General features: G+C 71.0%; 14 protein-coding genes. 9 read left to right on the top strand and 5 right to left on the bottom strand.

Features of this window, described 5'->3' with window-relative positions:
• Window positions 1-33: 33 nt before the first annotated feature.
• Entirely contained in the window at window positions 34-876 is an 843-nt protein-coding gene (locus OG439_RS19190; RefSeq protein ID WP_326950725.1) for a carbohydrate-binding protein, read from the top strand.
• 31 nt (window positions 877-907) lie between these two features.
• On the opposite strand, the gene OG439_RS19185 is transcribed toward OG439_RS19190, so the two are convergent.
• The 3 genes from OG439_RS19185 to OG439_RS19175 form a co-directional block, all read right to left on the bottom strand.
• On the bottom strand, window positions 908-1,783 hold the full coding sequence (locus OG439_RS19185; protein ID WP_326950724.1) for a fumarylacetoacetate hydrolase family protein: 876 nt from the start codon (window positions 1,781-1,783) through the stop codon (window positions 908-910).
• A gap of 128 nt (window positions 1,784-1,911) precedes the next feature.
• Window positions 1,912-5,046 carry a LamG-like jellyroll fold domain-containing protein gene (locus tag OG439_RS19180; RefSeq protein ID WP_326950723.1) on the bottom strand — a complete coding sequence of 1,045 codons (3,135 nt, stop codon included), beginning with the start codon at window positions 5,044-5,046 and terminating at the stop codon, window positions 1,912-1,914.
• 154 nt (window positions 5,047-5,200) lie between these two features.
• A complete protein-coding gene (locus OG439_RS19175; RefSeq protein ID WP_326950722.1) occupies window positions 5,201-6,649 on the bottom strand; it encodes an amino acid adenylation domain-containing protein in 1,449 nt (482 codons plus the stop codon).
• A gap of 144 nt (window positions 6,650-6,793) precedes the next feature.
• Between OG439_RS19175 and OG439_RS19170 the strand changes: the two genes are divergently transcribed.
• The 7 genes from OG439_RS19170 to OG439_RS19140 all read left to right on the top strand — a co-directional run bounded on the left by OG439_RS19170 (window position 6,794) and on the right by OG439_RS19140 (window position 12,570).
• Window positions 6,794-7,543: an SDR family oxidoreductase gene (locus OG439_RS19170; protein ID WP_326950721.1), complete on the top strand. Its 750-nt coding sequence runs from the start codon at window positions 6,794-6,796 to the stop codon at window positions 7,541-7,543.
• A gap of 133 nt (window positions 7,544-7,676) precedes the next feature.
• The gene (locus tag OG439_RS19165; RefSeq protein WP_326950719.1) at window positions 7,677-7,877 is read left to right on the top strand and encodes a hypothetical protein; all 201 of its coding nucleotides are present in this window, start codon (window positions 7,677-7,679) and stop codon (window positions 7,875-7,877) included.
• A 44-nt stretch (window positions 7,878-7,921) separates the two neighbouring features.
• Window positions 7,922-9,781, top strand: a complete 1,860-nt coding sequence (locus tag OG439_RS19160) for a RiPP maturation radical SAM C-methyltransferase (RefSeq protein ID WP_326950718.1) — start codon at window positions 7,922-7,924, stop codon at window positions 9,779-9,781.
• An 11-nt stretch (window positions 9,782-9,792) separates the two neighbouring features.
• Complete coding sequence (locus OG439_RS19155; protein WP_326950717.1) at window positions 9,793-10,425, top strand: DUF5825 family protein; 633 nt, start codon at window positions 9,793-9,795, stop codon at window positions 10,423-10,425.
• Window positions 10,422-11,666 carry an MFS transporter gene (locus OG439_RS19150; RefSeq protein ID WP_326950716.1) on the top strand — a complete coding sequence of 415 codons (1,245 nt, stop codon included), beginning with the start codon at window positions 10,422-10,424 and terminating at the stop codon, window positions 11,664-11,666. Before OG439_RS19155 ends, OG439_RS19150 begins: the two co-directional genes overlap by 4 nt.
• A gap of 68 nt (window positions 11,667-11,734) precedes the next feature.
• On the top strand, window positions 11,735-12,100 hold the full coding sequence (locus OG439_RS19145; protein WP_326950715.1) for a hypothetical protein: 366 nt from the start codon (window positions 11,735-11,737) through the stop codon (window positions 12,098-12,100).
• The gene (locus OG439_RS19140) at window positions 12,097-12,570 is read left to right on the top strand and encodes an SRPBCC family protein (RefSeq protein ID WP_326950714.1); all 474 of its coding nucleotides are present in this window, start codon (window positions 12,097-12,099) and stop codon (window positions 12,568-12,570) included. Before OG439_RS19145 ends, OG439_RS19140 begins: the two co-directional genes overlap by 4 nt.
• A gap of 19 nt (window positions 12,571-12,589) precedes the next feature.
• Here the strand turns inward: OG439_RS19140 and OG439_RS19135 are convergent, their stop codons facing one another.
• Both OG439_RS19135 and OG439_RS19130 read right to left on the bottom strand, forming a co-directional pair.
• Window positions 12,590-12,967, bottom strand: a complete 378-nt coding sequence (locus OG439_RS19135) for a MerR family transcriptional regulator (RefSeq protein ID WP_326950713.1) — start codon at window positions 12,965-12,967, stop codon at window positions 12,590-12,592.
• Window positions 12,968-13,329: 362 nt separating this feature from the next.
• A complete protein-coding gene (locus OG439_RS19130) occupies window positions 13,330-19,044 on the bottom strand; it encodes an RHS repeat-associated core domain-containing protein (protein WP_326950712.1) in 5,715 nt (1,904 codons plus the stop codon).
• 499 nt (window positions 19,045-19,543) lie between these two features.
• Here OG439_RS19130 and OG439_RS19125 point away from each other — a divergent pair, with 499 nt between their 5' ends.
• Window positions 19,544-24,154, top strand: coding sequence for a DUF6531 domain-containing protein (locus OG439_RS19125; protein ID WP_326950711.1), 4,611 nt, complete (start codon window positions 19,544-19,546; stop codon window positions 24,152-24,154).
• Window positions 24,155-24,182: the final 28 nt, after the last annotated feature.

Below are 24,182 nucleotides of genomic sequence, written 5' to 3'. Positions count from 1 at the left end.
CCTGAGCGATGCGCTTTCAGACTAGGAGTTCTGATGCGAAAATCCCTCGTCGCACTCTCCGCCGCGGTCTTCCTCTGCGTGCCGGCCACCGCGATCGCGGCGCCGGCCTCGCTGGCGGCGCCGGGCACCGCCGTGGCCGGCGCGGTCGACGGCACCACCCAGGTCGCCGCGGCCGACCGGTTCCGGGAGATCCGCACCGGGCAGGCCGGCCACCGCACCGAGGCCACCAGCATCCACGACGACTGGGGCGTCTACACCGGTGGCAGCGCGGTCACCGGGCAGGACGCCGTCCAGTCGGCCTACAGCGACCTCAGCGTCTCCGGCGACACCCTCTACGCCCCGACGATGAAGGCCCCGGGGTCCTGTGTGGAGCTGGTGACCGCCTACTCCGGCGGGGCCAAGCAGGTCTGGGCCTGGGACTGGTGCGTCGGCGTGCACGTGGCCAAGTCGGTGAACATCGACGCCGCGTTCCGCACCAACTACGTGACTTCGGTCAACGGCCACGACTCCTACCACGGCAAGGTCGAGCAAACCGACGCGGGCAAGAACACCTGGACCTCGTCGCTGTTCAACTACCACGCCAACCGGTGGGACGTGCTCTACACGCAGTCGGGCACCGACCAGTCCCGGGACAACCGCAGCTGGAACATCTTCGAGGTCTACGCCAGCGGCAGTACCACCGCGGCCTACTGCACCGCGCTGGGCACCCGGAACATCGAAAGCAGCAGCTACAAGATCAAGCTGAACGGCTCCTGGCAGGCCGCGGGCACGGGCAACACGTCGGTGATCTCCAACTCCTCGGCCGCGAACTTCCTGTGCCCGAACCTGTCTCGCACCGTGGTGCACGTCAACGATCAGTGGCAGGTCCACCACTGACCGCCGACCGGCGAAGCTGTCGTGGTGCGGTTCAACGCGCGGCGAGCGCCCGGCGCACCTCGTCCGCGCCGAGCACCACGGGGGAGTGCAGCGATCCGACGTCGCCGATCTCGATCTCGACGACGTCTCCCGGTCGCAGTCCTTGATCGAGGCCCGGCACCACGGACGTGCCCGTCGAAAGGACGGCGCCGTCGGGGAAGTCGTTGTCCCGCCACAGGTACTCGACCAGTCCGGCCGGTTCGCGGTTGAGCTGGGCGGTGCCGGCTTCGCCGTCGAACACCTCCTGACCGTCGCGCAGGATGCGCATGTGGAGGCTGAGCGACAGCGGGTCCGGCACCTCCCACGCCGGTCGCACCCGGGCCGATATCGCGCACGACCCGGTGTAGATCTTGGCCTGCGGGAGGTACAACGGGTTCTCGCCTTCGATGCTGCGGGAGCTGACGTCGTCGACCACCACGTACCCGGCGACCTCCCCGGCACCGGTCAGCAGCAGCCCGAGTTCCGGCTCCGGCACGTTGTTGGCGGAATCGGCGCGGACGGCGATCGGCTCGCCGTCGGTGACCACGCGCCACGCGGCCGACTTGAAGAACAGCTCGGGCCGCTCCGCGCGGTACACCCGCGCGTAGACGTCCTCGTCGGCGCTCTCCTCGCGGCGGGCCTCCTCGGACCGCTGGTAGGTCACCCCGGCGGCCCACACCTCCATCCGGCCGTCCAGTGGTGGCAGCAGGCGTGTCCCGTCCGTGGACACGGGCTCCCCGGCGGCCTCGGCGAGTTCGCGGATCTCCGCCACGGTGTGGCGCAGCAGGTCACTCATCGACGACACCGCGAGCGGCCTCAGTTGCTCGTCGGCGAGCAGCCCGACCCGGATGTCGCCGGTTCCGTCGGTGAATCGCACCAGGTGGCTCATTCCGGACCTCCTCGTTCGGTGTCGAACCTACGGAGTGCGGAGTGCGGTGGTCAACGAGAGCCGAGCGGGCGCGGGTGCCGCGATGGAGCGCGCGGCACCCGCGTCACCGGTTCAAGACACGGGAGGCATCAAGAGAGCAGGCCCACCTCCGCGTCCGTCAGCGCCTTGCCGACCACGTGGACGTCGTCGACCGCGCCGCGCCAGAAGTCGGTGTTGCCGCCGTTGTACTTGGCCCGTCCGAGCGTGAACGCGCCGGTGCCGGCGACGGCCGGTCCGGCCGGGGCCGTCGCGACCTGCACGCCGTCCACGTAGAGCCGGATCTCGTTGCCGGCCCGCACTCCCGTGAGCTCGTACCAGCGGCCGATCTCCGGCACGACGTCGTACCGGGCCCGGTTGCCGCCGGGCGTGCTGAACGCGAACGCGCCCTGCCCGTACTGCAGGTAGAACGGGCTTTCCCGCTCCCGGCCGTCCTGGCTCACCGCGGTCGCGTAGTTGCCGGGCAGCTCGTCGAGCCGCACCTTCGCGGACACGGTGTAGTCACCGGTCGTGTCGACGACCGGGCCGTAGGTGTCGGCGGAGCCGCCGGTGAACTGCAGCGCGCCGTCCTTGAACGCCACCCCGGTCGGGGTGAGCGTCAGCGGGTTGTTGCCGCCGCTCGAGTCCTTCGCGGTCGTTCCCTTGCGCTCGTCGAGGTTCCACTCGCCCTGGCCCGCGTAGGGATAAGGCTTGCCCGCGTTGGCGCCGGCCTCGATCACGCGCCGGTTGATCTCGCGGACGGGACCGGGGTCGACCTTGAGGCGCTTGCGGTCGTAGGTCCAGAGCCCGTTGAGCTCGCCTTCCAGGTCGGTGACCTGCGTGTAGACCGAAGCCGACAGCTCGGCCCTGGCCTGCCCGAGGTAGAACGTGCGGGTGTTGTCGACGTACTTCGCCGTCAGCGCCGCCTTGTCCGCCACGCCGCTGTAGATCGCGATCGGCGCGCCCGGCCACTGGTGACCCGGCGTGCGCAGCGTGAAGCCGCCGTGCTCGCCGTCCATCGCGACGCGTCTGCCGTCCGAGGCGGCCGGGTCGGTGTTGTTGTAGTCGTGGTGGTCGATGACGTCACCGCGGCCCGAGTCGCCCTTGGACGCGCAGCAGTTCACCCCGCTGTGGGCGTTGACGATCCGGCTCGGGTCGGCCGCTTTGACCTGGTCGGCGATCCGGCCGGTGGCCGTCTTGTCCCACTCGCCCCAGCCCTCGTTGAACACGACCCAGGCGTAGACCGACGGGTAGTTCTGCAGCTGGTGCATCTCTTCCAGGCCCTGGCTGAGCCACGCCTGCTGCGCCGCGGGGTTGTTGCCGTCGTCGAGGGACACGAAGTCCTGCCAGACCAGCAGCCCGAGCTGATCCGCGTGGTAGTACCAGCGGGCCGGCTCGACCTTGATGTGCTTGCGGACGGCGTTGAAGCCGAGGTCCTTCTGCGCCTTCAGGTCGAAGACGAGGGCGTCGTCGCTCGGCGCGGTGTTCAGGCCGTCCGGGTAGAAGCCCTGGTCCAGCTGCATCAGGGAGAAGTACGGCTTGCCGTTGAGCGTCAGCTTCGGGACGCCGCCGACGTTCGTGATGCCGGTGGACCGCATGCCGAAGTAGCTCTTGACCTTGTCGCCGCCCAGCTTGATCTCCAGCTGGTACAGGTATGGGTCGTCCGGCGTCCACAGGTGCGGGTTCGGCACGGCCAGCTTCAGGTTCGCGTTCGCCGGTCCGGTGACCGTGCCGACCTGCCGGCCGCGCGTGTCCTTGGCGACCGCAGTGACGGTGGCGTTGCCCGCGGACTTGACGTTCAGCGCCAGCGAGCTGGTGGTCAGGTCGGGAGTCGTCTTGATCTCGTCGATGCCCTTGTCCGCCACCGGCTCCAGCCACACGGTCTGCCAGATGCCCGACGACGGGGTGTAGAAGATGCCGCCGGGGTTGGGGGACTGCTTGCCCTTGGGCTGGTACGGACCGGTCGTGTCGGTGACGGCGACGACGATCTCCTGCTCGTCACCGCGCTTGAGCGCGTCGGTGATGTCGGCGCTGAACGCCGTGTAACCGCCGGTGTGCTCGGCGACGACCTTGCCGTTCACCCAGACCTTGGCCTGGTAGTCGACCGCGCCGAAGTTGAGCTTGAGACGCTGCCCACCGCCGATCTTCCAGTCGCGCGGGACGGTGACCGTGCGGCGGTAGAACATGTGGTCCTCGTGCCGTTCGAGCCCGGAGAGCTGCGACTCGATCGGGTAGGGCACGACCACCTTCTCGGGCAGCCGCTTGCCGAACGTGGGCTGCTGGCCCTCCTTGGCGGCCGAGAACTCCCACGGGCCGTTGAGGTTGACCCACTTGTCGCGCTCGAGCTGCGGCCGCGGGTATTCCGGCAACGGGTGGCGCGTGTCGACGTTCTCGCCCCACGTCGTCCGGAGCCGTTCCGTCGACGTGTTCGCGGCACTGCGGATGACCTTGCCGATCTTCGTGCCGTTCACCGCGAGCGCGCCGGCGCCGTCGTAGTAGACGCTGACTCGCTGGCCCTTCAGGACCCTCTCGGCCAGCCGGATCGTGACCCGGTCGCGGTTCGCCGTGACGAGCGAGACCGGCATCGGCGTCGCGTCGACGTCGATCCGCAGATGGTCCTTCAAGTCGTTCGAGCCCGAGACGCGGCCGTCGAAGCCGGCCGTGAGCGTGCGGCCGTCCTGGGACACCTCCGCCGTGCGCGGCACGACCTGGTAGTCAGCCGGCGGCGTGAACGCCGAGAGCGGCACGATCTGCTTCGCGATGGCCGCGCTCGACCAGCGCAGGAACATGTTGGCGCCGCCGGTGTCCTGGAACATCTCCAGCTTGAAGTCGTACTGCTTGCCGGCGGTCAGCGTGACCGGCGCGCCGGTCTGCTCGGTGTCCCAGTCGCCGACCCAGTGGTCGATCACCGGGGCGCCGTCGATGAACAGCCGGAACCCGTTGTCGCCGATGGCGTAGAACGTGTAGTCGCCGGTCTTCGGTACGGCGATCTGCCCGGTCCACCGGGCGGTCGTGTGCTCCGTGCGCCCGGTGACCAACCCGAAGACCGAGGTCAGGTCCGGGTGGTCGACCTCCGAGTCGAGCGCGGTGCCGGCCAGGTCGGCGAAGTCGTGCGCGTCCGGCGACGACGGCGTGAAGTACTCGGCCTTCAGGCCGTGCACGGGCTCGGCGGCACCAGCGGGCGGCGTTCCCGACGCCACGCCCAGCGCCACCAGCAAGGCGAGGAGGACGGAAGCGGCTCTTCTCATCGGCGAGATCCCCTTCATTTTTACAACGTTGTAAAACGATCTGGGAGAATCGAAGCAGACAAGTCGGACGTGTATCTACCGCCGAATGTCGGTATCTTGAGGGCCGAGTGCCGATGCCGGGAGCGCGGGTCGCCTGCCGGGGCGGACGACGACGTCAGCCTTCGGGCGTGGGCAGCTCGCGGCGGTTCAGCTTCCCGTTGGGCAGCAGCGGCATCCGGTCGAGCACCAGCACCCGGTGCGGGACCAGGTGCGCGGGCAGCCGCCCGGCGAGCGCGGACCGCAGGTGCCCGGCCTCGGCGGGGCCCACGACGTAGCCGATCACCCGCCCGTCGCGCAGGGCGGCGGCGGCGCGGACGACCCCCGGCTCCCGCAGCAGCGCGTCCTCGATCGCGGCGAGCTCCACCCGCGGGCCCGGCTGCGCGATCTGGTCGGTGCTGCGGCCGAGGTAGTCGAGGTTGCCGTCGGCGCGGGTCCGCACGACGTCGCCGGTGCGGTACATCCGCGCCCCCGCGGTGCACGGGTCGGCGACGAACAGCGACGCGGTCTGCGCGGGCCGGTCGCGGTAGCCGCGGGCCACGCCCGCGCCGCCGATGTAGAGCTCGCCGATCCCGCCCGGCTCGACCGGCTCGAGCCGATCGTCGAGGACGTGGGTGTGGACGCGGGGGATCGGCGTGCCCAGCGGCACGACCGCGGTGTCCCCGAGCACCTCGACGTCCGGGCGCAGCAGGAGGGAGTCGACGGTGGTCTCGGTGAGGCCGTAGGCGTTGAGCACCACCGAGCCCGGGTGCAGCCGCCCGGCGAGCTCGCGGAAGTCGGCTGCGGGCCACCCCTCCGAGCCGACCGACATCAGGCGCATGACGGGCAGCTCACCCGCGCGGCCGAGCGCCTTCGCCTGGGCGGGCACCAGTTCGGTCGCGTCGCCGCCGTGGCGGCGGAACTCGGCGAGCAGCTCGGCCGGGTCGGCCACCGCCTCGCGCGTCGCGATGACCATCGTCCCGCCCGCGAACACCGAGCGCAGCAGGTCGGCGAAGAAGAGGTCGACGCCGATCCCGATGACGGAGACGAAGGTCAGCGGCTCCTCGCGCAGCCGGAACAGCTCGTCCCACGCCGCGAAGACGTGCTCGAGGTGGCGGTGCTCGACGCCCACCGGCTTGGGCTTGCCCGACGAGCCCGAGGTGTACATGACGTAGGCGAGGTTCTCGGGCCGGAGCTCGACGTCGGGGGCGTGGTCGGGCTGTCCGGCCACGGCGTCGCCGAGCCGGACGTCGGCCGCGACCTCGGTGGTGTTGGTGAGCACGAGCGAGACGCCCGCGTCCGCGCCCATCCAGGCCACGAGGTCGGACGGGTACACGGGATCGAGCGGCAGGCAGGCCGCACCGGCTTTGAGGACGCCGAGCACGCCGACCGCCATCTCGAACCCGCGGTCCATCCGCAGCCCCACCAGGTCCTCGGGCCCCAGGCCCCGCCCGGCGACGTAGTGGGCGACGCGGTTGGCCTCGCGGTCGAGCTGCGCGAAGGACATGCGCTCACCCGCGAAGACGAGCGCGGTCGCGTCAGGGCTCTCGGCGACCCTGGCCGCGAAGAGGTCGAGCAAGCGTTCCATGTGTCTCCCCAGACGGTCCTGCACTCATCGTGCGGGACCTTCCGCCCGCTCGCAGCGTGGCGGCCGGCCGTCGTTGCGCCGTCCGGCGCCGCTGTCTACCGTCGGTCCGGCACGCCTTGGACCATGCACAGGACGGGGGAGAGTGTGCGCATCGCCGTGGCCGGAGCGGACGAGCTGGTCGGCCCGCACGTCGTCGAGGCGGCTCGCGGGCGCGGCCACACGGTGACGGCGCTGGCCGGTGTCGACCTCCTGGACGGAGCCGGGCTGAGCGCCGCGCTGGACGGCGTCGACGCCGTGGTCGACGTCAGCAACGCCACGTCCCTGGACGAAGAGCCGGCCACGCGGTTCTTCACCAGTGCCGCGGCCACCCTGCAGCGCGTCGGCGCCGAGCGGGGGGTGCGGCACATCGTGACCCTGTCGGTCGTGGGGATCGACGACACCGGGTTCGGCTACTTCCGCGCGAAGGAGGCGCACGAGCGCGCGGCCGGTTCGGGGCCGGTCCCCGCCACGATCGTGCGCGCGACCCACTTCCACGAGTTTCCCGGGCAGCTCGTGGGCCGGACCCGCGACGGCGACCACGCCACGGTGTTCGACCTGCGCGTGCAGACCGTGGCCGCGACGGCGGTGGCCGCGGCGCTCGTCGAGGTCGCCGAGCGTCCCGCGCGGGGCCGCACGCCCGACATCGCCGGCCCGGACCCGGCCGAGGTGCTCGACCTCGCCCGTGCCTTCGTCGACCACTTCGACCTGCGGGTGGAGCTGCGGACCGACGAGCACACCGTGACCGGCATCGCCGCGGACGGCCTCCTGCCCCGGGCGGGCGCGACCATCCTCGGGCCGAGCTACACCGAATGGCTCCACAGCCCCGAGGCCGCCGCGCTGGTCTCCGGCGGCTGACCCGATCCGTAGCCGAGGAAACGCTTTACCGACGAGGCTCGCGGGATTTACCCTGTAGTTTCGAGGCGGCCGGCGGACGACCCCGCCGGTGCGTCACCAAGTTTCGAAATTCGCGTCGAAACGAGGGGGAAAGATGAAATCCACGCCCACGATGACGAATCTCGCGGAAACCGACGAGCGTTCCGATGCCGGCCGCGGCATTCGGCCTACCGCCGCTCCGGCGTCCGCGCTCACCGTGACACACCTGGCCGAACGTGACGAGCACGCCGGCACCGGCCGCGGCGTGACCATGTACAACGAAGCCGGAAAAGCCGACGCCGCGAAACCGCGCTGACCGGCCGAACCAGCGGTCCGACGCCCCGCACCTGCCTGGTGTCGATGCCGTGGCACTCGCTGCACCGTCCCTCCCTCGCACTCGGCGTACTGCGCGCGGCCTGCGCGCGGGAGGGACTTCCGGTCCCGGTTTCCTACCACGGCAGTCTCACCTTCGCCGAAATGATGCTGCGGGCCGGTCTGACCGTGGGCGATTACGCGGAAATGGCGGACACCGGGTTCCACCATTCGCTCGGCGAATGGATCTTCGCGGGCGCGCTCAACGGACCCGGTTTCGGTTATGCGGGCATGCGGGATCTGGCCCGCCGCGCCGGCCTGCCCTTCCGCGTCGCCGCGGCGGTTCGCGATCTCGCGGACGAATTCACCGATCAGGCCGCCGACGCCATTCTCGACCGCGAGCCGGAACTGGTCGGCTTCAGCGCGACCTTCAGCCAGACCATCGCCAGCCTCGCGGTGGCCCGGCGGATCAAGGACCGGCGGCCCGACGTGCGGATCCTGGTCGGCGGCTACTCGACCGACGGCCCGATGGGCGTGGCGCTGCACCGGGAGTACCCGTTCGTCGACTACGTCCTGCGTGGCGAGGCCGACGTGAACTTCCCGAAACTGCTGCGGGCGCTCGCCGGCTGCGACGCGACCGGAACGCGTGACGGCCTCGACGACGTGCCCCAGCTCTGCTGGCGGGCCGATGACGGTGCCACCCGGGTCAGTCCGGCCCCGTCCCGGCTGGTCCCGCCGGCGTCGATCACGACACCGGACTACGACGACTGGTTCGCCGCCGTTCCCGCTTCCGTCGCGGCCCGCGTCGAACCGGAGCTGGTCGTGGAGTCCTCCCGCGGCTGCTGGTGGGGCGCGAAACACCACTGCGTCTTCTGCGGCCTCAACGGTACCGCGATGACCTACCGGGCCAAGCCCGCCGGGTCCTTTGTGGACGAAGTGCTCGGGCTGGTGCGCCGGCACCGGATCCTCGACGTCACCACGATCGACAACATCCTGCCGAACGAGTTCTACCGCTCGGCGCTGCCGGAGCTGGCCGCCGCCGGCCACGACCTGCGCATCCACTACGAGATCAAGGCCAACGCGCGGATCGAGGACGTGGCCGCGCTGCGGGCGGCCGGGGTGTGGGACGTCCAGCCCGGCGTCGAGAGCCTGGTCGACGACGTGCTGCGCCGGATGCGCAAGGGCGTCCGCGGGGCACACAACGTGCGGATGCTGCGTGACGGCGCCTCCGCCGGGCTCACCGTCGCCTGGAACTGGTTGTACGGCTTTCCAGGCGAACGCGCGGCGGACTACGCCGCGGTCGTGGCCCAGCTGCCCGCCCTGGTGCACCTGCAACCACCCAGTGGCGCGGCACGGATTGCCCTGCAACGGTTTTCGCCGAACTTCGACGACCCGCGCCAGGGCTTCACCGAGCGTCGCCCGGCGGCGGGGTCGCGCTTCGTCCACGCCATCGACGACCCGGAGCGGCTCGCTGAGCTCGTCTACTCCTTCGACACCCCGGACCAGGGACTCACGGCCGCGGAGGTCGGGCCGCTGGTCGACGCGCTGGCCGCGTGGACCGCGGGTTACACGGGGAGTGCGCTGATCGCCCGCACCCTCGGCGACGTCGTGGTGATCCGGGACCGGCGCCACGGCTGGGCGCCGGTCGACCACGTGCTCGAGCACCCGCGGGAGATCGCGGCCTGGCGAGCGCTGGAAACCGGCCGCGCTCCGCTCCGGGTCCTCGCCGACCTGAACCACGAACAGCACCACGACTGGGATCCGGACGACTTCGACCACTGGCTTCGCCGGCTCGGGGAGGCCGGCCTGGTCTTCACCGACGGCGACTTGTGGATCACCCTGGCCACTTCGCCTGCTGTGGCGGCGAAGGCCCACTTGCCGTTGTCGGTGCTCACGCCGTCCGCCTGAGGAGGAGCCACATGCGTACCCTGTCCGCTCCGCACCCGGCGTGGCCCGAGGCGGTCGACCTCGGCTTCGGCCGGATCGTCGCCGATCCCGGTGGCGCCCTGCGGGTCGTGGCCGGACTGGCCGCGAGTGCGCAACGGCTGCGGCTGCCGGAGCCGTTCGCCTTCGGCGAGTCCGCGCACCGCGACGCGACGATGGTGCGCTTGCTCGCCACCGCCGCGGCGGCGTTCGTCCCGGTGGACTGGACCTTGCGGAAGCCGTTGCCGGACACCGTTCCCGAACGCGCGTTGTGCCACCTGCCGCCACCACGGGACGGCGGGCAGTCCGGGCGCCGCTGGCGGGCCGCCCACGACGTCGGCAGCTGCACCTACCGGTACGGCCCGGGGTTCGTCCTCATCCACGACACCCGCCCGGGCGGCCCGATCAACCGCGTCCACGTCGAAGCCGGCTGGGTCGACACGTTCCGGACCCTGGCCGGCACGGACCGCCCGCCCGCCGGCGGGGCGGCGGCGGATCTCGTCGACCAGCTGGCGGCGCACCAGCTCGCCCTGCGGCTGGACGACGGGTACGCCGTCGTGCTGCCCTACCACGCGGATCGGCGTCCGCCGCCCGGCCGGATGGTCCCGTCGGTGCGGCCGGGCCCGTGACCGACGCCTCGCCGGACACGTCGACGGCCGGGCTGCGCGGGCACCGCGCGTTCCGGTTCCTGTGGACCGCGGACGCCGCCTCCCAGCTGGGTACCGCCGCCGCGACCGCGCTGGTGCCCCTGCTCGCCGCGACCACCCTCGGCGCCACGCCACTGCAGATGGGCCTGCTCACCGCGGCGGAAACCGTGGCGTTCCTGGTCATCGGCCTGCCCGCCGGTGCCTGGATCGACCGGACCCGCCACCGCCGCGCGGTGCTCGTCGGCGCCGACGTCGTCCGGGCCCTGCTGTTCTTCGGGCTTCCGGTCGCGGGCTGGACCGGGGTGCTGGACTTCGGGCAGCTGCTCGTCACGGCGGTGCTCGTCGGCGTCGCGACCGTGTTCTTCGACGCCGCCTACCAGGCGTACCTGCCGGTGGTGATCGGGCTGGAGAACCTGGAAACCGGCTACGCGCGCCTGCAGATCACCCTGTCGGTCGCCGCGGCCGCCGGGCCCGGCATCGGCGGCCTGATCACGCGCGTGATCGGGGCCGCGTCCGGGCTGGTGCTCACCGGGGCGGGCTACCTGGCTTCGGCCGCACTCCTGTCGCGCGTCCGGGCCACCGTGCCGCCGATCCCGCCGCGGCCGCGGAAGGTGCGGCTGCGCACCGAGATCGCCGAGGGTCTCCACTACATCGTGCGCCACCGCCAGCTCCGCCCGCTGGCCGTCGCGAGTTCCGTCGCCGCGTTCTTCACCGCCGGCATCATGTCGATGGAGATCCTGTTCTTCACGCACGACCTGCACCTGGACGCGGCGGGCGCGGGCGTGCTGCTGGCCCTGTCGGGCGTGGGCAGCGTCATCGGCGCCGCGACGACCGGCCGCTGGACCCGCCGCCTCGGGGCGGCTCGCGCCAACTGGCTGGTGCCGGTGCTGACGTGGCCACCCCACCTGCTGCTCCCGCTCGCCCAGCCGGGCCCGCTCGGCTTGGCCTTGGCCGCAACGGGAATCGTCATCCACGCCGCCGGCGGCACGACCTACAACGTGATCGTGATGACCCGCCGCCAGCACCTGACCCCGGACGCCCTGCGCGGCCGCGTCCACACGAGCATGCGCGTGCTCATCTGGGGAACCATGCCACTGGGCGCCCTGGCCGCGGGAATCTTCGCCGAGTCGGTGGGCACGCGCGCGACCCTGACGATCGCCGTCGCCGGGATCCTCATCGCGATCGTGCCCGCAGCCTTGTCCGCCCGGCGCCTTGACTGCTGACCACGTTCTTCGACACCGGCCGCGTCGACAGCTCGCAGTTCGACCGGCGTCCGGTCGACTTCGCGGCGGTGCCGCTGAGCCGGTGGGGCCGGGCGCTGATCGTGCTGCCGCTGGGCCTCGGTGGCTGGTTCCTGGGGGTCCTGTTCGCCTGGTCCCTCGCGCCCTCCTGGTCCATCGCCGGCCCGCTCGTGGTGGTGCCCGGCGCCGGACTGCTGATCGGGCTCGGCGCGTACCTCGCCACCCAGGGAACCCGCGGCCGGGTCACCGGTGCCGCGGTCGCCGGTGCACTTGCGGGGGCGTGGCTGCTGTCGCTGGCCGGGTCCGGGCTCGTCGTCCCGGTGCTCGGGATCCTCGGCGCCGCGCTGGGCGCGAACCTCGTGCTCGCGCTCCACGCCCGCCGGTCCGCGCCGGCGGCGGATAGGGTGGCGGCATGAGCCGCTGGGTCGTGTCCGTCGAACGCCGCATCGCCGCCCCCGCGGACCGGATGTACGCGGTGGTCGCCGATCCGTTGCGGCACAAGGACATCGACGGGTCCGGCTCCTTGGTCGAGCCGATCGACATCAGCTCACCCGTGCGGCCGCTGCGTCTCGGCGACCACTTCGGCATGAGGATGGACCTCCGCGGCAAGTACGTCATGACGAGCACGGTGATCGAGGCCGTGCCCGGCCGGCGGTTCGCCTGGCAGAGCCGGCCGCACGAGGACTCCGTCAAGTGGCGCCTGGTGTTCGGCGGCCGGATCTGGCGTTACGAGTTCGAGCCGGACGGCGACGGCACGCTGGTCCGGGAGAGCTGGGACCTGAGCGAAGAGCCGCTGCGGGTGGTCGTCACGCTGGGTCGCCGGGCGGCGCGTGGGGCCATGCGCCGCACCCTCGACCGGATGGCCGCGCTCGTCGAATCGCACTGAGCGCGGCCGGCGGACCGCGTCAGCCGCCGACCGCCGCCCGGAACGACGCGCGGTGGGCCCGGTTCGCGGCGAGGAGCCCGTCGAGCGAGTCACGGGTGTGGACGAGGTCGGCGATGTGCTGGGTCAGCCGATCGCGTTCCTGCTGCATCCGCGCGAACGCGGCGTCCGAGTTGCCCTCGCTGGGGGACTCGACGCAGGGCAGCAGCTCGGCGATCGTGCGGCTGGACAGGCCGGCGTCGAACAGGCGCTGGATGAAGGCGACCCGCTCGATTTCGCCGTCCGTGTAGTGCCGTTGCCCGCTGCTGCTGCGGGTGCTGGTGAGCAGCCCCTGCTGTTCGTAGTAGCGCAGGGACCGCACGCTCACCCCGGCTTGTGCTGCCAGTTCGCCGATCCGCACGACGTCCTCCCGGTGGTGACCAGTGACAGGAAGGATCTCCTCTGACCGTGGTGTCGGATCTTAGCCGCCGGACCGCGCCGCGGGTCCAGGTGTGATGTCCAGGACCGTGGTGGCGGTGGCGGCTGTCTTGTCGGCGTGGATCCCGGCGTAGGCGACCCGGGAGTGTCGAGGCGAGCAGGCCGAGCCGGCCACCGATCTGGTCAGGTCCCAGCCGCTTGCGCCGCCGCAGCCGCACGACCGTCCGCACCAGTCGGGTGCGTGGGGTCATGGTGGGACACGAAGGCCTCCGGTCGGTGGTGTGGTTCCTGGACAGCTCCACTTCACGACCGGAGGCCTTCACCTGTCTGCACAACAGGCTGTCACTAGGAGAACGGCGAGTGGGCGACCGGAGCCTGGACGGTGGGATCGTCCTCGACGACGTTGTCGTAGCGCCACGCCCGGTACTCGCTGTTCGGGTGACTGTCCAGGGTCCGATCGTTGATGTTGGCCGTGCTGTGCTTCACCGGGGTGGAGCCGAACGAGTAGTACTCGAAGTTCCCCTTGTTGTCGATCCACCGGTGGAAGAGGACCACGTGGTGCTCGGCCGAGTTGAGGATGTCTCCGGGCCTGAGGTCGTCGCGGCTGATCTCGTGTGAGTAGTCGGGCAGGGTCCACGTGCTCGCGCTCCAGCTGAGGTGCCACGCCATCGAGACGTAACCGGAGCAGTCGCGGCGGTACGAGCGCCCGTCGCCCGGTCCGGGTGAGAAACCGGTGTCACCGGGTGCGAGGTTCTCCGGGTCGTAGTACGGCCCGGGCTTGTGATCGACCCAGTTCTGCGCGCGGTCGATGATCTCCGACCGGCTGATCTTCACCTCGTCCTTGGCGTCGCACTTCTTGCCGGCGGACGTCTGGCACGAGAGGCCGGTGTGGTCGGTCTGGTTCACCGGGTCGTTCGCGGCGTAGGCGTACCGGTTGAGGCCGACGGTGTCCTCGCCGTCGATGGTGGGGTCGGGCGAGATGAACCGGCCCAGCTGCGGGTCGTAGTAGCGGGCGTTGAGGTACACCAGCCCGGTCGAGTCCTGGCGTTCGGCGGTGAAGCCGCGCGACTCGAAGGGCAGCGACCCGCCGGTCGACAGGACCTCGCCGAAGGGCCGGTACTTCTTGCGGTGGACCTCGACGCCGGCGGCGTTGGTCTCGGCCTGGATCGAGCCCTGGACGTCGGTGTGCACCCAGTACTTCGTCCCGCCGTCGACCCGGGCCACCGGCGTTCCGTCGATCGAGATGTACTTGGTGGTGGTGCCGGCGGTGACGTCGACCTCGTAGTCGGCACCGAGGTAGCGGCGCGTGGAACTGCCCTCGACCTGCTGGAGGCGGGCGCCGTCGGCGTCGTAGGTGAAGGTGGCGGTGACGCCGTTCTTGACGACCGAGGCCAGCAGGCCGTCACCGTTCCAGGTCAGGGTGCGGCCGGCCCCGGAGGTCATGTTGCCCGCCGCGTCGTAGGTGTAGCTGTTCGAGCCGGCGGTGGTCACCGCGTGCGGGTGCGCCGGGTCGTAGGTGTAGTCCCCGGTCCGGGAGTTCCCGGCGATGTTGCCGGCCGCGTCGTAGGACACGGACTGGTTGTTCGCCGTGCCGGTGTCCGCGGTCGCGCTGGTGAGCTGGTCGGCCTCGTCGTAGGCGTAGGTCCAGCTCTCGTCGGGGAACGGGCTGGTGACCTTTGTGATCTTGCCGCTCGCGTCGCGGGTGAACGCGTTGTCCTGGACGACGTCGGCGCCCGACGTCGTCTTGATGCCGGTGAGCCAGCCGCGGGCGCCGTCGTGCGGGCGGGTGGTCACGGTGCCGTTGGCGTTGGCGATCGTGGTCACCTTGCCGTCGGCGTTGTAGGTCGCCGAGGTGACGTAGCCGGGGATCGCCGCGAGCCGGCCCGCGCTGTCGTAGCGCAGCGGCGCCGCCGCGGTGCCCTGCGTGTCACCGTCGGGGTAGGTGGTCCACAGCTTCCGGTCGCCCGTGTCGAAGCCGTACCGGAACTCGTAGGCCGTGCCGCCCACGGTGCGCACCGTCTTGACGACGTGGCCGAGGGCGTCGTAGCCGAACGTCCTGGTGCCGGCCGCGTCGGCGTTCGAGGTGACCTTTCCGACGTTGTAGAAGCCGTCCTGGACCTGGTCGTAGGTCCAGGAAACCGTTGCGGCGGAAGCGGTGCCCGCGTCGGACGTCTTGCCGGTCTCGCGGCCCAGCAGGTCGTTGGTGAAGGTCGTGCGGTGGTTGTTCGCGTCGGTCTGCGCGGTCGCCCGGCCGGCGGCGTCCCACTCGTAGGTGGTGGCGCCCTTGTCCGGATCCGCCACCTTCGTCTGCCGGCCGAACGAGTCGGTGGTGTAGGTGATGACGTACCCGGCCGGGTCGGTCGACTGCGCGAGGTTGCCGCGCAGGTCGTAGCTGTACCGCGCGGTACTGGGCTGGCCGCCGACCACCTGCTGGCGCTCGACGCGCTTGCCGTACGCGTCCGTGCGGTCGGTCGTGGTGTGGCCGCTCTCGTCGGTGGTGGTGGTCGACCACGGGCCGTAGCTCTCGGTCTGGGTCGCGCCGTCCGGCAGTGTGGTCCTGGTCGACCGGTCGAGTCCGTCGTAGGCGGTGGTCGTCGCGTAGGTCGCCGGCTGCGCCTGGCCCGCCACCCGGTAGTAGGGCGCGGTCTTCGACGCGACCTGGCCGCGGGCGTTGTACGCCGTGTCGACGTAGATGTCGCCGGTCGCGGCGTCCGGGCCCTTCGCCGCGGTGCGGTACGGGCGCTGCAGACCGTCGACGTAGCGGCGGCTCCACTGCGGAGCGCTCGTGCCGTCCGCGGCCGGCTTCTCGACCTGCTCGTACTGCCCGGCCGGATCGCCGACGTTCACCCACTTGTGGCGTTCGAACTTGCCGCCGGGCTGGGTGGTCTCGACCACCCGGCACAGCGGGTCGTAGGTGAGCGTGGTCGGCTGCTTGTTGAGGTCGTTCACCCGGGTCGGCGTGCCGCAGCCGGCGTCCCACGTCGCGTCGACCGTCTGGGACAGCGCGTTGGTCTCCGAGGTCTGGAACACGTGGTAGGCCGGGTCGTAGCCGAGCGTGGTGCGCGCGCCGACCGGGTCGATCTCCGCGGTGAGGTTGCCCCAGGCGTCGTACTCCTTGCCGGTCTCGACGAACGCGTCCGTGGTCGAGAGCCACCGCGCGGACGTCGTCTCGAAGCCGGCCGCCGGGGCCTGGTCCCAGGCCTTCACGCCGTCGTAGCCGGTGCGGGTCTCGCTGAGCCTGGTCCCACCGGCGCCGACGCCGGCGACGACCTTCACCGCGGCGGGTTTGTCCACGATGTAGGCGGCCGTGTTGGGCACGAACGTGGTCACCGTCGTGCGCTCGTCGCCCGGCTGCTCTTCGTCGCCGTGCTCGATCCGGGTCACCACCTCGCCGTAGGCGTTGTACGCCAGGCTCGTGTGGGTGCGCTTGCAGTCCGCTCCGGGGCAGACCGCGCTCCGGCCGGTGTACGCGTACTCCCAGGTGCCGGTCGGCAGCACGGTCCTCGGCACGGTCGTGCCGCTGGTGGCGTATTCGGTGACCGTCGCGCTCAGCAGCGCGCCGTCACCTTCGTGGTTCTCGACGCGCTCCGGCCGGCCGATCGCGGCGAGGTCCTGGCGGAAGGTCGTGTCGGTGTACGGGCACGCCGTCTCGCCCGCGTTGCAGGGCTTGGTCTCCCGCTGCGTGCGGAACCCGAGGAACGTGCGCTCCGGGTGGTAGTACGTCCCGCCCGAGTAGCTGTAGTTCGTGGTCGCGGCGCCGCCCGGGCCGGCGTCGTCGGTCACCGCGGCCACCGTCTGGGTCAGCGGCGGGTTGTTCGTGTTCGCCCACGCGGAGGACGGCTTGTAGCTCACCGTCGTCTTGGCGCCCCACTCGTTGGTGCGGGACGTCAGCACGTCGGTCGCCGCGCCACCCATGTTCCAGATGTGGCGCCCCTTGTTGAGGCCGAAGTTGGTGTTGTAGAGCTCCACCATCTCCGTGCGCATGTCGCCGTTGACGTCCATCTCGAGGAAGTCGGCGGTGCAGTTGCCTTTGCTGCAGGTGTAGGTGCCCATCGTCGGGTCGCTCGCGCCGGGCGCGAAGCCGGTGCCGGTGGACAGCCAGATGTCGCGCTTCGTCGAGGCGCCCAGGAATCCGGGGGAGAGGGTGACCATGTCCATCCGGTGATCGCCGTTGACGTCCATCACGAGCTGCTTGGACGCCGTGCTGTAGCTCATGCTCGTGTCGGTGGCACCCAGCTTGTAGCCGTAGCCGGTGGAGAGCCAGGTCCGGCGGGTGTACGTGCCGAACGCCGGGTAGAGCTCGACCATGTCGGCCTTGTCGTCGTCGTTGACGTCCATGATCAGGAACCGGCTGCCGGCGCCCTCGGCGTCCGGCTGGCTCCAGGAGATGCCGCCGTCGGTCGCCCCGGAGACGAAGCCCGTGCCGGTGGACAGCCAGATGTGCCGGGTACCGGCGCCGAAGAGCGCGGGCAGCAGCTCGATGAAGTCGGACTTGCCGTCGCCGTTCACGTCGGCGGCCTCGAACTGCCGATCCGCGCTCATCCCGATGCCGGCGTCGTTGGAGGCGAGCGTGAAGGTGGTGCCGTCCGAAAGCCAAGTCGCGCGGCAGAAGTTCACGGGGAAGATGCCGCAGGAGTACAGCTCGAGGACGTCGGTCTTGCCGTCGCCGTTGACGTCCATCGGGAGGAAGCGCGAGTTCGCGTCGTTGCGGCCCTGGGCCGCGCCGGTCGAGCCCGCCGTGAAGCCGGTGCCGGTGGACACCCACAGCTGCCGCGCCATGCCGAGGCCGGAGGGGGAGAACTCCAGCAGGTCGGACTTCCCGTCACCGGTGAAGTCGCCGGGCAGGTAACGCGCGTTCTGGTTGAGCGACGTCGCGCCCTCCGTCGACGCGAGCGTGAAGTCGGTGCCGTTGGAGAGCCACGTCTTGCGTTGGTAGGAACCGAAGTTCGGCCACAGCTCGAGCATGTCGGTCTTGCCGTCGCCGTTGATGTCCATCGGGAAGTTCTTGGCGGTGTTGTTGTTCCCGGTGAACGCCTTGTTGTCGTTGCCGGAGACGAACGCGGGCGCGCCGGCCTGGTAGGTCGCCGAGACGGCCGGCATCGCCGTGCCGCCGGTGACGGTGCCGGTGGCGTCCAGCACGGCGTCGGTGCCGAACTGCTGCACGGCCGACAGGAGCGACCGGCCCGTCGCGTCACTGGTGGCGTAGGTCAGCTTGTACGCGCGGACCCGGCCGCCGGCCACGCTCACGTCGACGGTCTTGATGCGCCCTTGGACGGTCCGGAGGCCGCCGTTGCCCATCGCCTCGAGGTCGGTGTCGGTGCGCTTCTCGTAGAGGAACTTGATCGTGGCCTGGTTGTAGGTGACCGAGTCGAGGTACTCCCAGCAGCACTCGAACTGGTTGACCGCCCAGTTGTAGGAGACCGTGTTGTTCTTGGTGTCGACGACCTGGCTGAGGCCCCACCGGTAGACGAGATCGGTCGCGGCGGACAGCACCGGCGCGTAGACGCGCTTGACGCCGTCCTTCGCGGTCAAGGTCCACCGGCTGGCGGCGCCGGTGCCGGTCAGCGCGACCCTCCCGAAGGACTCGTTCTTGGTCGAGTGCGTGCCACCCGAGGTGCAGCTCGGGCTCACACTGCCGGCGGCGCAGGGGACGAGCTCCTCGCCGTCCAGGAGGTAGCCGTCCGAGCCGTCGTACCGGGGCGCGCCCTTGCCGCTGCCGGCCCGCTCGATCTCGCTCAGGCCGTTGAGCGTCCAGCCGACCCCGGCCAGCCCGTTGCGCGCGGAAGAATCGTAGGCCAGCGAAAGTTCCGGGGTGATGTTGTGGAAGGCCGGGACGCGGATCGCGATGTCGTCGGTGAACGTGCCGTTCCCGTCGACCTGCCAGGATTTGTCCGGCACCTGCGGCTCCGGCGTCTTCGCGACGTCGGCGAGCGGGGTGCGCGCCGCCTCTTTCTGGCTGTCGGCGGGCGCGGTCACCGCCCCGGCCGTGCTCACACTGCCGGCGACCAGCACAACGGCGACGAAGAATCCGCGCAGCGCGCGGCCGACTACCGACCTCATGGGTCCGACACCTCGGCATGGGAGTGGACGGGCGCACCGTCCAGGAGATTGTGCCGTCCGGGCCCCGATTCCGTCGGCTTGATCAAATCCGATGGTACATCGCAGCCTGTGCACTGAAAAGGGTAAGTGTCACATTGCGGCTACGGGCCGCTACCTCGCCCGTGCGCTCCCGATCACTCACGGTCACACTGCAGGGGGTGTTCGCGCCGAGATTTCCGTGCAGAAGAAATCGCTGCAATAGCAGTGCGGCCACGATCGACGTCGACATCCGAAGTCACGGAACGTGCTGGTGCGAACGGGCTCTTCCCGCCGGACTTCCGCGCAGTTTCCGCGCTGTTCACCCCCGGTTGGCCGCGAAGACTCGCTACGATCACCCGGTGGGGGATCGACGCTGCCCGGTCACGAGAGTCGTCAGCGGCACCTGGGTGCGCGACGTCGTCACGGTGGATGCCGGGGGTTGCGGCGGTCATCGAGTGAACCGCGAGAAGGAACCGACGCCATGGCGAACCCGCTGGTAGCTCAGCGCGAAGATTCCACCACGGCCATTTCCGGGGTGCCGCTGCTGGAGTCCGCGAACGATCTCAAGCAGGGGATCGAGAGCGGCGACTGGGCCTCGGTCGCGATGGGGGCCGTCGGGGTCGCGCTCGACGCGCTGTCCATGGCCATGGATCCCTTCGGGTCGATCCTCGCCGCGGGGGTCGGGTGGCTGCTGGAACACGTCGGCCCGCTCTCCGCGGCGCTCGACGCCCTGACCGGGGACGCCGACCAGATCAAGGCCCAGTCCCAGACGTGGGCGAACGTCGCCGAGGAACTCGGGGCCGTCGGCACGGACCTGACCGACATGGTCAAGGCCGACCTGCAGTCCTGGAGCGGGAACGCCTCCGACCAGTACCGCCAGCGGGCCGCCGACACGGTCGACATCCTCACCGCCGCCCAGAAGGGCTGCGAAGGGGCCTCCAGCGGCGTCAAGACGGCCGGTGAGGTCGTCGCCGCCGTCCGGATGCTCGTCCGCGACATCATCGCCGAGCTCGTCGGCCACCTCATCAGCTGGGCGCTGCAGGTGGTGTTCACCCTCGGCATCGGCCTGACCTGGGTGGTGCCGCAGGTCGTGGCCGCGGTCGCCAAGACCGCGTCGAAGATCGCCGACCTGGTCAAGAAGCTCGTCAAAGCGCTCAAGGCCCTCGTGCCGCTGCTCAAGAAGGCCGGGACGCTGTTCGACGACGCCGCCAAGGCGCTGCGCAAGATCAAGCCCGGCAAGGTGGACGCCCCGCGACCCATCAAGGAGAAGCCCGGCGGCAAGAAGGGTGACGGCGGCCCCGACGCCAAGAAGGACAAGCCGCACGACGACGACAGCACCGCCACCTCGAGCGCGGGCCACGGCGACGGCAAGGGCGGCGACGGTCACAAGGGTGGTGACAACGGCGCGGACAAGGGCGGCCACAAGAACGACAGCGACCAGACGAACCCCAGCGGCGCCGGGAACAGCGGCGGCAAAGGTGGCGGCAAAGGCGGCAAGGGCGACAAGGGCAACGACACCAGGAAGAAGGACAACCCCGACCGTTCGGCGGCCGACAAGTCGAAGAACTACTGCGGTGACCCGATCGACGTCGCGACGGGCGAGGTCGTGATGACCCAGGTCGACGCCACCCTGCCCGGCGAGGTCGCGGACCTGGAGCTCTCCCGGACGCACCTGTCGTCCTACCGGGCCGGCCGGTGGTTCGGTCCATCGTGGACGTCCACTTGGGACCAACGGCTGGAGCTCGACGCGAACCGGGTCCGGTTCTACGCCGAAGACGGCATGGTGCTGGAGTACCCCGTCCCGGGCGACGAGCCCGTGCTGCCGGTGCAGGGGCCGCGGCACCGGCTGCGCCGTGTGCCACAGGGTTTCCGGCTCTCGGTGGGCCGCCGCGAACTGTATTTCTCCGGCACCGGCGGTGTTCTGCCGGTGACGGCCATCGAGCAGGACGGCGAGCGCACCGAAATCGACTACGCCGCCGACGGTTCACCCACGAGGCTGCGCCGGCCTGGCGGCGTCGAGATCGTGGTCAGCACCGCGCGGGGCCGGATCGTCGCGCTGGGGGCGCCGGGGCAGCCGCCGGTGGTGCGGTTCGCGTACAACCGGCTCACCCAGCTGAGCTCGGTGACGGACTTCGCGGGCCGCTCGATGGCGCTCGACCACGACTTCGACCACCGGCTCGTCGGCTGGCAGGACCGGGTCGGCACCTGGTACCGCTACGTCTACGACAACGTCGGCCGCTGCGTCCGCGCGGTGGGCGCGAACGGTTACTACAACGCGGCTTTCGCCTACGAACCCGGCACGAGCCGGCACACCGACGCCCTCGGCCACACCTGGACCTACCGCCTGAACGCGGCCCACCAGCTGATCGAGCGCATCGACCCGCTGGGCAACTCCCGGCGCTACGAGTGGAACCGGCGGGACGAGCTGCTGTCCCAAGTGGACGAACTGGGCCGCGAGACCCGCTACGAGTACGACGACGACGGGCTGGTGTCCCTCCACCGCCCCGGAGCGCCCGCCGTGCGGCTGACCCCGGCCGAAGACGGCGCGGTGTGGCTGCAGGCCGGCGAAGGCGACGACGAGATCGAGCGGCTGGTGGCCGAGTTCGACCCGGCCACCACGCTGCTCGGCAACGGGCTCCCGGTGGACGTTCTGGAGCCGCCCGACCCGTTCGAGGACGCGCCCGTGACCGACCCGGCGGCCCGCCCCGGCGACCGCGACCTGTACGGCCGCCCGCGCCTCGCGCACACGGCGTCCGGCGGGGCCGCGCGGCTCGGCTGGACCGCCGACGGCCGCCGCGCCTGGCGGCTCGACCCGCACGGCGGCCGCGAGACGTGGGTGCACGACGCGGAAGGCAACGTCGTCGAATACCGAGACGCGGCGGGTGCGCCTCGGCGCCGCAAGCACGGCCCGTTCGGCCTCGTGCTGGAGGAGACCGACGCCGCGGGCGCGCGCACGCTGTTCACCTACGACGGGGAGCTGCGGCTCACCTCGGTGACCAACCCGGCCGGCCTCACCTGGCGCTACGTCCGCGACGCCGCCGGCAGGCTCGTCGAAGAGACCGACTTCGACGGCCGCCGGACCACCTACGCCCACGACGCGGCCGGCCAGCTGCGGCGCATGACCACCGGCGCCGGCCAGATCGTCGAGTACGACTACGACCTCGAGGGCAACGTCGCGGAGCGGCGGACCCCCGACGACGTCACGACCTACGTGTACGACGCGCTCGGCCGGCTGGTCGTCGCCGAGAACGCCGAGTCGCGGGTCGAGATCCGCCGCGACGGCGGTGACCGGGTCATCGCCGACACGATCAACGGGCTCGGCGTGTGCTGGCGCGACGAGGGCGACGCCGTCATCCGCCGGACTTCGTCCGGTGTGGACAGTGAGTGGCGCTTCACCGAGTCCGGCCGGCCCCGATCGCTGCGGATCGCCGGTCACGACGTCGAATTCGCCTACGACGACGCCGGACGGGAAGCCGTCCGCAGCGTCGACGGCGCGGTGGTGCTCCGGCGGCGGTTCGACGAACAGGACCGGCTCGCCGAGGAGGACGTCGCCGGGGTCGGGCGGCGCACCTACCGCTACCGGCCGGACGGCAGGCTCGCCGGCGTCGACGACACGATCCGGCCGTGGCAGTTCTCCTACGACGCGGCCGGCCGGGTCAGCGAGGCGCACGGGCCGGTGGTGGCGGAACGGTTCACCCGCGACACCGCGGGCAACATCATCTCGGCGACGACGCCGTCACCGCCGGGCCCGCGCGGTTACGAGCGCAACCGGCTCGCCCGCATCGGGGACATCCACTTCGACGGTGACGAGCAGGGCCGCGTCACCGGCTGGCGCCACGCCGGCCGGGCGTGCGGCTACACGTGGGACCACCTCGACCGGCTGCGTGCCGCGCGCACGCCCGACGGTGCGCTCTGGACCTACCACTACGACCCGATCGGGCGGCGGTTCGCCAAGCGCTGCTGGGTGAGCGGCCCGGACGGGGAGCCCGAGCTCGCCCTGGACGTCCGGTTCCTGTGGAGCGAGCTGAACCTCGTCGAGCAGGTGGAGCACCGCCCGGCGGACGGGTCCCACCGGATCCTCACGTGGGAGCGCTTCGACGACGATCGCCCCGTCGTGCAGGTCGAGCACGCCGGCGTCGTCGAACAGGCCCGGTTCCGGGTCGTGATCACCTCGCCCGCCGGGACGCCGACCGAACTGCTCGACGAGCGCGGGACGCTGGTCTGGCAGGACCGCAGCAGCTTCTGGGGTGTGCCGCTGGCCGGCGCCGACACCGCGGCGATGCCGCTGGCGTTCCCCGGTCAGTGCCGCGACGAGGAGACCGGCCTGCACTACAACGTCTTCCGGTACTACGACCCGCGGACCACGCGCTACCTCAGCCAGGACCCGCTGGGCCTCGCCGCGGCGCCCAACCCGGTCGGCTACGTCGACCAGCCGCTGCTCGACAGCGACCCGCTCGGCCTCGCCCCGCAGCGGTGTTTCAAGGGGCGGGTGAAGGACCGGGCGAAGCGGCTGCGCGACCGGAACAAGAAGAAGCAGGCGGCCCAGCCGGCGACGCGGAAGAGCCCGCGGAAGCCGCCCGTCCGCGTCGACAACATGAGCAAGGAGGAGTTCGAGAAGTTCAAGCCGGAACTCGACAAGATGCTGAAGGCCGACAAGCACTTCTTCTGGTCCGGCGGTCACCTGGAGCGGGTGCCCGGGCGGAAGAAGCCGGACGAGTACCTCGGCTCGATGGAGGACAAGGCCACCAAGATCGCCAAGCAGCACGGCGGCAACACCCTCGAAGGCACCCTCAAGGACAACAACGTGAAGATGCCCGGGTGGATCAAGGACCCCAAGGACCCGCGGCGGCCGCTGGTCCAGGAGAAGTGGGACTACGTCTCCGAGACCTTCGCCAAGAACTCCGAGGCCGGCAAGACGCACGTCGTCTTCCCCAGCTACCCGGGCAAGGGCCACGACGTCTACCCGTTCCGGCGCTCGGACAACGTGTTCGACGTGACGGAGTACCCGCGGCTCAAGCAGGACGGCAAGGGGGACATCACCAAGTTCCACGACCGGACCGACTACGAGCGCCCGTACCGCGCGCCGAAGTGACGACGTCCTCTTAGGACGGTGCGTGGCC

It is taken from the genome of Amycolatopsis sp. NBC_01307, assembly GCF_035975215.1.
In the GTDB taxonomy this organism is placed as follows: Bacteria; Actinomycetota; Actinomycetes; order Mycobacteriales; family Pseudonocardiaceae; genus Amycolatopsis.
Note: the sequence above shows the minus strand (reverse complement) of the source record. Positions and strands in the feature narration are given on the sequence as shown.